The sequence below is a fragment of the Kribbella sp. C-35 genome (genome assembly GCF_046549195.1).
GTDB lineage: Bacteria > Actinomycetota > Actinomycetes > Propionibacteriales > Kribbellaceae > Kribbella.
Genome location: NZ_JAJPWG010000001.1, coordinates 1,159,873 through 1,172,449, shown reverse-complemented (window position 1 = coordinate 1,172,449; position 12,577 = coordinate 1,159,873). Strand labels below are relative to the sequence as shown.

The 12,577-nt window shown below is 68.7% G+C and carries 13 protein-coding genes and 1 tRNA gene; 8 read left to right on the top strand and 6 right to left on the bottom strand.

Translation table 11 applies throughout. From position 1 onward, the window contains the following. The first annotated feature begins 251 nt into the window (after positions 1–251). Complete coding sequence (locus ACLJOO_RS06040; protein ID WP_410785802.1) at positions 252–755, top strand: hypothetical protein; 504 nt, start codon at positions 252–254, stop codon at positions 753–755. A gap of 4 nt (positions 756–759) precedes the next feature. On the opposite strand, the gene ACLJOO_RS06035 is transcribed toward ACLJOO_RS06040, so the two are convergent. The 4 genes from ACLJOO_RS06035 to ACLJOO_RS06020 all read right to left on the bottom strand — a co-directional run bounded on the left by ACLJOO_RS06035 (position 760) and on the right by ACLJOO_RS06020 (position 5,025). Beyond that, complete coding sequence (locus tag ACLJOO_RS06035) at positions 760–2,130, bottom strand: TrpB-like pyridoxal phosphate-dependent enzyme (RefSeq protein WP_410785801.1); 1,371 nt, start codon at positions 2,128–2,130, stop codon at positions 760–762. 63 nt (positions 2,131–2,193) lie between these two features. Then, positions 2,194–2,793 (bottom strand): histidine phosphatase family protein, encoded by a 600-nt coding sequence (locus ACLJOO_RS06030; RefSeq protein ID WP_410785800.1) that lies wholly within the window; start codon positions 2,791–2,793, stop codon positions 2,194–2,196. Further along, complete coding sequence (locus ACLJOO_RS06025; protein WP_410785799.1) at positions 2,760–3,794, bottom strand: adenosine deaminase; 1,035 nt, start codon at positions 3,792–3,794, stop codon at positions 2,760–2,762. Before ACLJOO_RS06025 ends, ACLJOO_RS06030 begins: the two co-directional genes overlap by 34 nt. 37 nt (positions 3,795–3,831) lie before the next feature. Further along, complete coding sequence (locus ACLJOO_RS06020; protein ID WP_410785798.1) at positions 3,832–5,025, bottom strand: pyridoxal phosphate-dependent aminotransferase; 1,194 nt, start codon at positions 5,023–5,025, stop codon at positions 3,832–3,834. 276 nt (positions 5,026–5,301) lie between these two features. On the opposite strand from ACLJOO_RS06020, the gene ACLJOO_RS06015 reads away from it, so the two are divergent. The 5 genes from ACLJOO_RS06015 to rplA all read left to right on the top strand — a co-directional run bounded on the left by ACLJOO_RS06015 (position 5,302) and on the right by rplA (position 8,170). Next, positions 5,302–5,374: transfer RNA gene (locus tag ACLJOO_RS06015), tRNA-Trp, on the top strand. A 55-nt stretch (positions 5,375–5,429) separates the two neighbouring features. Then, positions 5,430–5,672, top strand: coding sequence for a preprotein translocase subunit SecE (gene secE / locus ACLJOO_RS06010; RefSeq protein WP_130384685.1), 243 nt, complete (start codon positions 5,430–5,432; stop codon positions 5,670–5,672). Between the two features lie 397 nt (positions 5,673–6,069). Beyond that, a complete protein-coding gene (gene nusG, locus ACLJOO_RS06005; RefSeq protein WP_410787122.1) occupies positions 6,070–6,927 on the top strand; it encodes a transcription termination/antitermination protein NusG in 858 nt (285 codons plus the stop codon). Between the two features lie 12 nt (positions 6,928–6,939). After that, positions 6,940–7,371: a 50S ribosomal protein L11 gene (gene rplK, locus ACLJOO_RS06000; protein WP_410785797.1), complete on the top strand. Its 432-nt coding sequence runs from the start codon at positions 6,940–6,942 to the stop codon at positions 7,369–7,371. Positions 7,372–7,447: 76 nt separating this feature from the next. After that, positions 7,448–8,170, top strand: a complete 723-nt coding sequence (rplA, locus tag ACLJOO_RS05995) for a 50S ribosomal protein L1 (RefSeq protein WP_410785796.1) — start codon at positions 7,448–7,450, stop codon at positions 8,168–8,170. A gap of 73 nt (positions 8,171–8,243) precedes the next feature. On the opposite strand, the gene ACLJOO_RS05990 is transcribed toward rplA, so the two are convergent. Continuing rightward, complete coding sequence (locus ACLJOO_RS05990; RefSeq protein WP_410785795.1) at positions 8,244–9,275, bottom strand: alpha-hydroxy acid oxidase; 1,032 nt, start codon at positions 9,273–9,275, stop codon at positions 8,244–8,246. A 226-nt stretch (positions 9,276–9,501) separates the two neighbouring features. Between ACLJOO_RS05990 and ACLJOO_RS05985 the strand changes: the two genes are divergently transcribed. Then, on the top strand, positions 9,502–10,620 hold the full coding sequence (locus tag ACLJOO_RS05985) for a hypothetical protein (RefSeq protein ID WP_410785794.1): 1,119 nt from the start codon (positions 9,502–9,504) through the stop codon (positions 10,618–10,620). On the opposite strand, the gene ACLJOO_RS05980 is transcribed toward ACLJOO_RS05985, so the two are convergent. Next, complete coding sequence (locus ACLJOO_RS05980; RefSeq protein WP_410785793.1) at positions 10,610–11,119, bottom strand: hypothetical protein; 510 nt, start codon at positions 11,117–11,119, stop codon at positions 10,610–10,612. The genes ACLJOO_RS05985 and ACLJOO_RS05980 overlap by 11 nt on opposite strands. A 167-nt stretch (positions 11,120–11,286) precedes the next feature. Between ACLJOO_RS05980 and ACLJOO_RS05975 the strand changes: the two genes are divergently transcribed. After that, a complete protein-coding gene (locus ACLJOO_RS05975) occupies positions 11,287–12,564 on the top strand; it encodes a sensor domain-containing protein (protein WP_410785792.1) in 1,278 nt (425 codons plus the stop codon). Positions 12,565–12,577: the final 13 nt, after the last annotated feature.

The window sequence follows — 12,577 nt, the reverse complement described above, 5'->3', positions numbered from 1 at the left end:
GGCGGTAACTGTAAGACGCTGAACACCCTCTGCGACGGGTAAATCGGGCCTTGTGGACGATCTGCCCCAGGCTGCCCCGATCTGCCCCGAATCCCTGTGGAAAAAGGGGTTCTCGGCCGCCGTCGAGGGTGTGCGGCGGTTGAATCGACGGTGATTTCGGTGCGGGGAGACGGTTGCTGAGCGTGAGGACGGCGGGGCATCCCGGGGCAGATAGGGGCAGCCCCTCGAGGTTGGACCCCTAGAGTTGTGGGATGCCCGAGGAAGCCGTGACGACGTTGCCTGCCGAACTGGAGCGGTTCGGGCGGGTGGAGGAAGGGTTCGCGCTGCTCGAGGTGTTCCTGGAGGTGGCGCGGCCGCGGTTGGGTGCGGTGGTGCTGGATCCGGTGGGACTACAGCTGCCGGCGGAGCTCACCGACGATCGTGTCGTCGTACAGAAGCTGATCGACGAGATCGAGCAGGAGCCGCAGGGAAAGGGGCGCGTGCTCGAGCGCCCCTTCGACATGGACGACGAGCAGGCGCGCTGGGACTACGTGCGCCTCGCCTACAGCTCGAAGCAGGCGACAGTATGGAGCCGTCGCCACCGCACGACGTACTTCGAGGCGTCCGGCGGCCACAAAGCGACGTACTGGCTGCCGGACAGCCTGAAGGTGCAGTACTTCGACGCGCTGGCCTCCCGCGGGTGGGCCATCCCGGAGGACTGGCTCACCGCGGTGGCGAAGCGGCCCAAGCCTTGGTGGAGGCGCGGTGGCCGCTGACCTGTCAGCCGATCGCGGGCAGGTGGGTCAGGGCTTCGGCTACTGCTGACTGGATGTCGGCGTCCTCCCAGCTGCGGTCGACGATGGCGTTGGACAGGTAGGCGTCGTATGCGGCGAGGTCGAGGTGACCGTGGCCGCAGAGGGCGGTGAGGATGACCTTCTCCTCGCCGGACTCCTTGCAGCGTTGGGCTTCTTCGACGGTGGCCGCCAGAGCATGGGTGGGCTCGGGCGCGGGGACGATGCCTTCGGTCCGCGCGAACTGGACTCCGGCGGCGAAGCACTCGGACTGCGGTTTGGCGACGGCTTCGATCTCGCCGGTCTCGTAGAGGTGGCTGATCAGCGGGCTCATCCCGTGGTACCGCAGGCCGCCCGCGTGGATCGGGTCGGGGATGAAGTCGTGGCCCAGCGTGTGCATCTTCATCAGCGGCGTCATCCCGAGGGTGTCGCCGAAGTCGTACGCGTACGTGCCCTGGGTGAGTGACGGACAGGCGGCCGGCTCGACCGCGCGCACGACCGGGGACATCCGGCCGGCCCATTTCTCCCGCAGGAACGGGAACGCCAGGCCGCCGAAGTTCGACCCGCCGCCGGTGCAGCCGACGATCAGGTCGGGCGTCTCGCCCACCATTGCGAGCTGCATCAGCGCCTCCTCGCCGATGATGGTCTGGTGCAGCAGCACGTGGTTGAGCACCGACCCGAGCGCGTAGTGCACCTCGGGATCCTGCACGGCGGCCTCGACCGCCTCGCTGATCGCGATCCCGAGCGAGCCGGTGGAGTCCGGGTCGCCGGCGAGGATCTTCCGTCCGGCCTCGGTGAGGTCGGACGGGCTCGGGTGCACGGTCGCGCCGAACACCTGCATCATCGTCCGCCGGTACGGTTTCTGGTCGTACGACGCCCGCACCTGCCAGACCTCGCACTCCAGGCCGTACTGCGCGCAGGCGAACGCGAGCGCCGTACCCCACTGGCCGGCGCCGGTCTCGGTGGTGAGCTTCCGGACGCCGGACTTCGCGTTGTAGTACGCCTGGGGGACGGCGGTGTTCGGCTTGTGCGATCCCGCCGGTGAGACGCCTTCGTACTTGTAGTAGATCCGGGCTGGTGTATCGAGCGCCTTCTCCAGCCGGTGCGCGCGATACAACGGGCTGGGTCGCCACAGCCGGTAGACGTCGAGCACCTCGCCCGGAATGTCGACGTACTGCTCCTGTGAGACCTCCTGCAGGATCAGGTCCATCGGGAACAGCGGCGTGAGATCGTCCGGCCCGATCGGTTGCCCTGTCCCCGGATGCAGCACCGGCGGCGGAGGCGTCGGCAGGTCGTGCAGCACGTTGTACCAACGGGTCGGCAGCTCGTCCTCTGGCAGCAGGATCTTCGTCGGCGTCATGCACGCAAAGTTAGGCCCGCACCGACCCCCGGACAATGACCTGAACCGGAACGCAACCAGCACTTATCCGGAACTCGCCAGCCGCTCCACAACACCACCCGCGCGCACGCGGTAGACCACATACGACGGCTGCCGCGTACCGAGCGCATCCGGTACGCCGAGCCGTCGCAACAACATCCGTCCGATCATCTCGTGGGACACGAGCAACGGCCGCCGTACGCCGCTCCGCCCGATCTCCTCCAGCACCCGCCCGGCGCGCACCTCGCCGTCCGCGTAGCTCTCACCCTCCGGAAACCGAAAGGTGTACTTCTCCCGCTCCCGCACATCCCGCTGCCCCGGCCACTGCGCATCGATCTCGATCGACCCGAGCCCCGACCACGACCCGTGGTCGATCTCAGCCAGGTCGTCGACAACCTGGACGGTCAGACCGAGCTCCGCAGCGATGATCGAGGCCGTACGCCGTGCTCGCCCGAGTGGGCTGGCGAAGATCGCGTCGATGCCTTCGCCAGTCAGCAAGCGAGCGTTCCGGCGGGCCTGTTCGAGGCCGAGTTGGGTGAGTGGTGAGTCGAGACGGCCTTGTCGGCGGCCTGCGACGTTCCACTCGGTTTGGCCGTGGCGGGCCAGATAGGTCAGGCCGAGACTCTGGCGGGGGTTCCGAGCCATTCGTCGATTTCGGTGAGGAGGGCTTTTTGGGTCTCGGGTGGGGCAGTGGAGGCCAGGACTGAGCTGCGGGCGAGGTCGGCCAGTTCGGGGTCGGTGAAGCCGTGGACTGTGCGGGCGGTTTCGTACTGTTCGGCCAGGCGGGAGCCGAACAACAACGGGTCGTCGGCGCCTAGGGCGATGCGGGCGCCTGCCTCGTAGAGCTCGCGCAGGGGGACGTCTTCGGCGCGGCGGTAGACGCCTAGCGAGACGTTGGACGCGGGGCAGACCTCCAGCGCGATCTGTGCGTCGACGATGCGCTTCAGGAGGTCAGGGTCCTCGACGGAACGGACGCCATGGCCGATGCGGCCCGCGCCCAGCTCGTCCAGGCACGTCCGCACAGTCGCCGGTCCGCACAGTTCGCCGCCGTGCGGCGCAGCGAGCAGCCCGGCGTGGCGGGCGATCCGGAAGGCCGGTTCGAACTCGGACGTCGTACCGCGACGCTCGTCGTTCGACAGGCCGAACCCGACCACCCCACGTCCGACGTACTGCGATGCCAGCCGTGCCAGGGTGCGAGCGTCGAGCGGATGCCGGGTCCGGTTCGCGGCGATGATGACCTGGACGGCGATGCCCGTCGAGGCCGACGCGTCGCGGGCGGCGTCGAGGACCAGGTCGGTGAACTCGGTGATCCCGTGGAACCGGTTCGCGTACCCGGACGGGTCCACCTGGATCTCCAGCCAGCGCGAGCCGTCCGCCCGGTCGTCCTCGGCCGCCTCGCGGACCAGACGCCGTACGTCGTCCTCCGTCCGCAGCACCGAGCGCGCGATGTCGTACAGCCGCTGGAACCGGAACCAGCCGCGCTCGTCCGCCGCCGACAGCTCCGGCGGCCAATCGGTCCGCAGCGCGTCCGGCAGCCGTACGCCGTGCTTGTCCGCCAGCTCGACCAGCGTCAGGTGCCGCATCGACCCGGAGAAGTGCAGATGCAGGTGTGTTTTCGGCAGCACCCGCAGATCCCGCTGCGTCATTACCGAAGGTTACCGATCCCCTACCCGCCCCGCGAAATCAGCTCAGCAACTTGGCAATCCGGCCGAGGCCCTCGGCCAGGTCGTCGTCGCCGAGCGCGTAGGACAGCCGCAGGTACCCGGGCGCGCCGAACGCCTCACCCGGCACCACCGCCACCTCGACCTCGTCCAGGATCAGATCGGCCAGCTCGGCCGACGATGCCGGCGTACGCCCGTTGATCTCGTTGCCGAACACACCCTTGACCGACGGGTACGCGTAGAACGCGCCGGTCGGCTCCGGGCATTCGACACCGGGGATCTCGTTCAGCATCCGGACCATGGTCCGCCGGCGCCGGTCGAACGCGACCTTCATCTCGTCGACCGCGCTCAGGTCGCCGGACACCGCGGCGAGCGCGGCCCGCTGGGCGATGTTGCAGACGTTCGAGGTCTGGTGCGACTGCAGGTTCGTCGCGGCCTTGATGACGTCCTTCGGCCCGATCATCCAGCCGACCCGCCAGCCGGTCATCGCGTACGTCTTGGCGACACCGTTCAGTACGACGGTCTTGTCGGCCAGCTCCGGTACGGCGACCGGGATCGACGTCGCCCGTACGTCGCCGTACGTCAGGTGCTCGTAGATCTCGTCCGTGATCACCCACAGGTCGTGCTCGAGCGCCCACCGGCCGATCGCCTCGATCGCCTCCGGGCTGTCGACCGCGCCGGTCGGGTTCGACGGTGAACAGAACAGGAGAGCCTTGGTCTTCGAGGTCCGGGCCGCCTCGAGTTGCTCGACGGTGACGCAGTAGTTCTGCGACTCGTCGGCGAGCACCTCGACCGGTACGCCGCCGGCCAGCCGGATCGTCTCGGGGTACGTGGTCCAGTACGGCGCCGGCAGGAGCACCTCGTCACCTGGGTCGAGCAGCGTCGCGAACGCGTTGTAGACCGCGTGCTTGCCGCCGTTCGTGACCAGGACCTGGGACGCCTCGATCTCGTAGCCGGAGTCCCGCTTGGTCTTGTCCGCGATCGCCTGCTTGAGCTCCGGCAGGCCGCCCGCGGGGCTGTACCGGTGGTTCTTCGGATCCCGCGCGGCCGCGACCGCGGCCTCGACGATGTAGTCCGGCGTCGGGAAGTCCGGCTCACCTGCGCCGAACCCGATCACCGGGCGCCCGGCCGCCTTGAGCGCCTTCGCCTTGGCGTCGACCGCCAGCGTCGCCGATTCACTGATGGCGCCGATCCGCGCCGAGATCCTGGAACCCATACGGCCCATCCTGGCACCACGCCGTACGGCGGTGCTCGCGGGTTTCACGGGGTGGGCGGGGAACGCGCCGGGGGCACTGTCCGTTGGGACCATCTGGAGGCTGTATGGTTCTGTCCGCGGTGCGACGCCCGGCCGAAAGTCAGTGCAGGGGTCGTGCGGGAGGCTGAGTTCGACCACGTGGCTCAGACCCCGTACACTTCTCTAGGTCCGGGCGTTGGTGGCCCTGATCCGGCATGCCCGAGATCAGGTCCTACGCGGCGTCCGGATGGATTGCAGAGGGCACTAGCTCAACTGGCAGAGCATCGGTCTCCAAAACCGAAGGTTGGGGGTTCAAGTCCCTCGTGCCCTGCAAATCCTGACCGGCGCAGGGCCGGTCAGGCCGCCGCTAGCGAAAGAGGTAGGTCGTGACGGAGACGCGCACCCCGGCACCGTCCGGCGCCGGCAAGCCTGCGGAAGGCAAGCAGGGCAGGGGCCTGCTGCGCTTCTACCGCCAGGTGGTCGCCGAGCTCCGCAAGGTCGTCTGGCCGACCCGCAAGCAGCTCTCCACCTACTTCGTGGTCGTCCTGACCTTCGTGGTGTTCGTCATCGCGATCGTCTCGGTCCTCGACCTCGCCTTCGGCTGGGCGATGTTCAAGATCTTCGGCTGAGGCCGCCCACCACGATCCCCGCCGTAGGTCCCGGGCTCCTGACCCGACCCGAAGCAGAACAAGACCCGATCCACAGATGACGGAGTACGACGTGTCCGAGCGCGACGACGAGGTCCTCGACCACGAGGACGAGTTCGACGTATCCGACGCCGACCTCGATCTCGACTTCGACGAGAACGCCACCGATGACGATCTGTTCGCTGACGACGACGATGACGACGACGACCCGTTCGCGGGACTCGACGACGACGACGCCGGCGAGGACGAGGACGATGTGGACGACGACGAGTACTCCGCCGACGACGAGGCGGAGACGCCGCGGGCGGACGCCGACACCTCCGACGACGAGCCGGTCGTGGTGGTCCCGGCGGCCGACGAGGCCGAGGACGCCGAGGTCGTGACCGAGGACGACGTCGAGGACGCTGCCGAGGAACTGGCCGAGGAAACCGCCGAGACCGCTCCGCTGACCACCGCCGAGGCGCCTGCCGCGGCCGACGAGGTGGTCTTCTCCAGCGGCGACGAGTCCGGTGACGACGAGTCCGACGACGACGCCGACGTGGAAGCGCTGGCCGTGGCCGCCGCCGCGACGGACGACGACGACGCGGAGGCCGAGGAGGCGGAGCCCGAAGAGCCGGGTGACCCGCTCGAGGAGCTGCGCAGCCGGCTGCGTTCGCAGATCGGTGACTGGTACGTCGTGCACACGTACTCAGGGATGGAGAACCGGGTCAAGGGCAACCTGGAGAACCGGATCAACTCCCTGAACATGGAGGACTACATCTTCGAGATCATCGTGCCGACCGAAGAGGTCGCCGAGATCAAGAACGGTCAGCGCCGGATGGTCAAGCGCACCGTCCTCCCCGGCTATGTGCTGGTCCGGATGGACCTGACCGACGAGTCCTGGTCGACCGTGCGGCACACGCCGTCGGTGACCGGCTTCGTCGGGAACAGCCAGAAGCCGGTCCCGCTCAGCCTCGAAGAGGTCGAGAAGATGCTCGCTCCGGCTGTCGTGGCGGCAGCCGAGGCGGCGGCCGCCGAAGCCGGCGCCGCACCCGCCAAGACCGCGGCCAAGAAGAAGGTCGAGGTCGCCGACTTCGGTGTCGGCGACTCGGTCATGGTGGTCGACGGGCCGTTCGCGACCCTGCACGCCACAGTCACGGAGATCAATGCCGAGGCCCAGCGGATCAAGGCCCTGGTGGAGATCTTCGGCCGGGAGACCCCGGTGGAACTCAGCTTCAACCAGATCCAGAAAGTCTAAGGACCCGACAGAATGCCTCCCAAGAAGAAGATCGCTGCCCTGGTCAAGGTGCAGCTCCAGGCCGGTGCTGCGACGCCGGCCCCGCCGGTCGGTACCGCGCTCGGCCCGCACGGCGTCAACATCATGGAGTTCTGCAAGGCGTACAACGCCCAGACGGAATCCATGCGTGGCAACGTGGTGCCGGTCGAGATCACCATCTACGAGGACCGTTCCTTCACCTTCATCACCAAGACGCCGCCGGCGCCGGAGATGATCAAGAAGGCCGCCGGTCTGCAGAAGGGCTCGGCCGTCCCGCAGAAGGACAAGGTCGGCAAGATCACCAAGGACCAGGTCCGCGAGATCGCCACCACCAAGATGCCGGATCTGAACGCCCGCGACATCGACGCGGCGATGAAGATCATCGAGGGTACGGCGCGCTCCATGGGCGTCACCGTCGACGGCTGATCAGCACCACTTCACACACGCAGTAGTGGCAGGGCGAAGCGCCGCCCGGAGACCACACCCCAGAGAGGAACCACTCATGGCACAGCGCAGTAAGGCATATCGCGCCAGCGCGGAGCAGATCGACTTCGACCACCTGTACACCCCGCTCGAGGCCATCAAGCTGGCCAAGCAGGGCGCGACGGGCAAGAAGTTCAACTCCACGATCGACGTCGCAATGCGCCTCGGGGTCGACCCCCGCAAGGCCGACCAGATGGTGCGCGGCACCGTCAACCTTCCGCACGGTACCGGCAAGACGGCACGGGTCCTCGTCTTCGCCACCGGTGAGAAGGCCGAGGCCGCGAAGGCCGCCGGCGCCGACTTCGTGGGCGACGACGACCTGATCAAGAAGGTGACCGACGGCTGGCTCGACTTCGACGCCGTCGTCGCGACTCCTGACCTGATGGGCAAGGTCGGCCGCCTCGGTCGCGTGCTCGGCCCGCGTGGTCTGATGCCGAACCCGAAGACCGGCACGGTGACCCCGGACGTGGTCAAGGCCGTGAACGACATCAAGGGCGGCAAGATCGAGTTCCGGGTCGACCGGCACGCGAACCTGCACTTCATCATCGGCAAGGTCTCGTTCGACGAGGCCCAGCTGGTGGAGAACTACAGCGCCGCGCTCGAGGAGATCCTCCGGCTGAAGCCGGCCAGCTCGAAGGGCCGCTACATCAAGAAGACGGTCTTCTCGACCACGATGGGGCCGGGCGTCCAGGTTGACCCCAACCTGAGCCGCAACCTCACCGAGGAGCCGGCCGAGGCCTGAGCCTCAGCACCGCAGTCACCAGAAACCCCCGGGATCTCCCGGGGGTTTTCTGCTTTTCAACTCCCCAGGTGGTTCAGTTCGTGACGAGGTCTGGTGTCAGCGACGACGGTGTGGAGACGCCGAGCAGCCGCAGGGTGTGGTCGAGTTCGGTGCCGAGCTCGGTCAGCAGCCGGGTGACGCCGTCGGACGAGCCGACGGTCAGGGACCAGAGAGCGGGGCGGCCGACGAACACCGCGCGGGCGCCGAGGGCCAGGGCGGCGAGGACATGCTCGCCGCGGCGGATGCCGCCGTCGACGTACACCTCCAGGTTGCTTCCGGCGACGGCTTCGGCGACCTCGGGCAGCGCCCGCGCCGTGGGGATCGAGCCGTCGAGCTGACGGCCGCCGTGGTTCGAGACGATGATGCCGGCGGCGCCCGCGTCCGCGCAGCGCTTGGCGTCGTCGCCGCGGAGGACGCCCTTCACCACCACGGGGAGGCCGGTGCGTTCCGCGAGCCAGCCGATCACGTCGGGGTTCAGGTCGTCGGCCTTGTCGAGGTCGTCGTCGGTCCAGTCGCCGTCGGGCAGGTTGGCCAGGAACTGTCCGGGTTGCGCCACGTCCCAGACGGTCTCGCCCTCGTCTTCCTTCCGGCCGACCACCGGGGTGTCGACGGTGAGCACGACCGCCCGCGCTCCGGCCTCGACGGCGGCGTCGAGCATCCGGACGGTGATCTCCCGGTTCCGCACGACGTAGATCTGCAGCCACCACGGAACCCCGGTCGCTCCGAGCTCGGCGAACGTCGTACCGGCGTTGCTGGACACACCGAGCACCGACCTCGCTGCGGCGACGCCGCGTGCCATCGCGAGCTCGCCGTCCGGGTCGGCCAGCCGCTGCATCGTCGACGGCGCGACCAAGATCGGCGCGTCGACGGGTGTGCCGAGCACCGTCGTACTCAGGTCGACCGTGGACACGTCGTTCAGCACGTGCGGACGGAAGCGGTACGCCGACCAGGCCGAGGTCGCCTCGCCGACGCTGACTCCGCCGGCCGAGCCCTGCCGGAAGTAGCGGTGCACGGCCTCCGGCAGCTTCTCGGCGGCCGCGCCTTCCAGGGTGTCGATCCATCGCATGCGGCCCATCGTCGCACCCGGTGGTTCCGCAGCGGACCGAATTTCGCGGCGGAGGGTGGTGGCCGGACGGTACAGTGGACGGTATGACGCAGTACGGGCGGCGATTTCTGCGCCCCGGCCGGCACGACGGTGCCGACGGGGTGAGCTGCTGCTGCGCTCTCTCCTGAGGTGACCGCGGCCGACCGGGGTGGACCCCCGTCGAGACCGTCATCCTGGAGAGAAACCCATGTCTGTCCTCACTGTCGAAGAACTGCACTCTGCCCTGGCGCTGCGCGACCTCACCGACCCGGCCCAGGGCCCGCACGCCGTCCAGCTCGTCGTCGATTCGATCCGTACGGCGCTCGGCGCCGTGTGGCCGTACACCGAGATCTGGACCCGTCGCGACCATCCCGTCGTACCGATGGCCGACAACTACGACAACCTCGGGTACGCCGCCGACGCGGTGACTCGGGAGGCTCGCTACACCCGCTACGTGTCCGAGACCGAGGTGTTGCGGAGTCACACGTCGGCGATGATTCCGCCCGCGCTCCGTGAGCTCGCCGGGTCGGAGTCGTCCGATGTGCTGATGATCTGCGCCGGCATCTGTTACCGCCGGGACTCGGTCGACTGGCAGCACACCGGTACGCCGCATCAGCTCGACCTGTGGCGGGTCAGCCGCAACGTGACGCTGGGCGAACCGCAGCTGGAGGACATGATCGCCCGTCTGGTCGACACTGTCCTGCCCGGCCAGACGTATCGCACCGTTCCGGCCGTTCACCCGTACACGATCCACGGCCGGCAGATCGATGTCCTGCTGGACGATCAGTGGATCGAGATCGGTGAATGCGGGGTCGCCGCGCCGCACGTCCTCCGCATGGCCGGCCTGGACGACAGCTGGACCGGGCTCGCGATGGGCCCTGGCCTGGACCGGCTGATGATGCTCCGCAAGGGGATCCGCGACATCCGCCTGCTCCGCTCGACGGATCCACGGGTGGCGGGTCAGATGCTGGATCTCGCGCCGTACAAGGCGGTCTCGTCGATGCCGCCGGTCCGTCGCGACCTGTCCGTCGTCGTCGACGAGTCGGCGGACGTGTCGGCGGAGGTCCTCGGAGACAAGGTCCGCGCCGCACTCGGCCCCGACGCCGATGCAGCGGAGTCGCTGGAGGTGCTGGGCGAAACGTCGTACGACGACTTGCCGACGTCCGCCCGTGAGCGCCTCCAGATGACTCCGGGACAACGCAATGTCCTGGTCAGACTGGTCCTCCGCCCGGTGGACCGTACGCTCACCGATGCAGAGGCCAATGTCCTGCGGGACAAGGTCTACCGAGCTCTGCATGAAGGTCCGGTCTTGGAGCTCATCGTCTGAGCTCGCGGGCGGCGACCACGAACGCGCACACGGCCAGCGGCAGCTCCAGGACGAGCGCCTCGGTCACCGAGAGGGTGCGGTCGAACCCGGCCGCCGCCGTACTCACGTCGAACCAGGCGTCGGCTGTCAGCAGTGTCCCGGCAGCCATCGCGGTCAAGGCGGCATACCTGTTGCGGGTGTGCAGCAGGTACGCCGTGAGACCGGCGGCGATCGCGGTGCCGCAGTCGAGGCCGATCCAGGTGAGCTTCCAGTGGCCCGCCTGGTAGGTGCTCGGCAGCGTGGCGGCGAGAATCAGGCACCAAGGAAGCAGCACTGCCGCGACACCGGCGGCGACGAGCGCGGCCAGCCCTCCGGGTGAGCGGCGGGCGCGGATCCTGCCGTCGAGCCGGCCCTCGGCGATGTAGTCCTCGAGCGCGTCGGCCACGCGGTCGTCGATCGCGTCTCCGAGTCTCCCGTCCATGGTCCGGCTGAGATCGCCGGTGATCGCTGTCGTCGTCATACCTTCGAGGATTCCGGCGACGGCCGCTCGGCACAGTCCGGCCAGCCCACGAACCGAGGTAGGGATAACCCCCGGCCGGTTCCGTGGGCTGTCCTCCTGCCGTCGGGCTAGGCCGACGACGTAAGTTGTGACGGCAAGCAGGCGCTGACACGGGGAGGTGGTTCCGGATGACGGTTGCTGCGAATCCGGTTCCCCGGACACCCTGGCGACTCTGGCGCTCGCCGTACTTGTGGTTGGCAACGATCCACCTTCTGGGTGACGCGGTCGTGGTGCTCACGTCCGGCCTGCTGGTGCTGGGCACGGTCCTGGTCGCCTTGCTGGCTTGGCCGCTCGGGTACGTCGGGATCCCGCTGAGCGTCGGCGCGAACCGGTTCGTGTACCGGGTGGCCGGATGGGAGCGAGCGCGGGCCCGGATCACGCGCGGGCAGGTCATTCCTCCGCTGATCCCGCCGCTGCCGACCGGATCACGCCCCGCTGACGCCAGGCTCGCAGTGAGCGACCGGGGGATGTGGCAGCAGTTCCTGTACTACCTGTTGCTGTTGCCGCTGGCAATCGTTTGGCTGGTTCTCATCCTGGCCGCGTGGTCGGTGCCGCCGGTGCTGATCGCGTTGCCGCTCTACTACAACCGGTTCGCCGCCTCGCAGGCGCAGCTCGGGCCGTTCGTGATCGACTCGCCCAAGTCCGCTGCGATGGTGGCGATCGCCGCGGCCGTGTTCCTGCTCGTGGTGTCGCCGTTGCTGATGCGGCTGGCGTCGGCCCTGGACGCCGAGCTCGCGCGGAGGTTGCTCGGCCGGTCCGAGAGTGGTGCCCTGGCGGAGCGCGTCACGGAGCTGGTGACGAGCCGGCAGCAGGTGGTCGACTCCGTCGAGGCCGAGCGGCGGCGGATAGAGCGCGACCTGCACGACGGCGCCCAGCAGCGGCTCGTCTCGCTGGCGATGACGCTCGGCCGGGCCAAGAACCGCCTGGGGAGCAAGGAGCCCGCGGTGCGCGCGTTGATCGAGGAGGCGCATTCGGAGGCGATGCAGGCGATCGTCGAGATCCGCGACCTGACCAGAGGACTGCATCCGCCGGTGCTGACCGATCGCGGTCTGGACGCGGCGCTGTCGGCGGTGGCGGTCCGATCACCGGTGCCGATCCACGTGCGGATCGGCATCCATCGCCGGCCGTCGCTGACGATCGAATCGATCGCGTACTTCGTGGTGACGGAGGCGCTGGCCAACGTGGCCAAGCATGCTGAGGCGGCGCACGCGGAGGTAACGGTGCGGCGGGTCGGCGACGTCCTGCGGATCGAGGTGCGGGACGACGGTCGAGGTGGCGCCGATCCCTCCAAGGGCACCGGGTTGCGCGGGCTGACCGATCGGGTGGCCGGCGTCGACGGATGGCTCACGGTGGACAGTCCACCGGGCGGCGGGACCACGCTGACGGCGGAGGTGCCCTGTGGCTGAGAACACTGTGGCT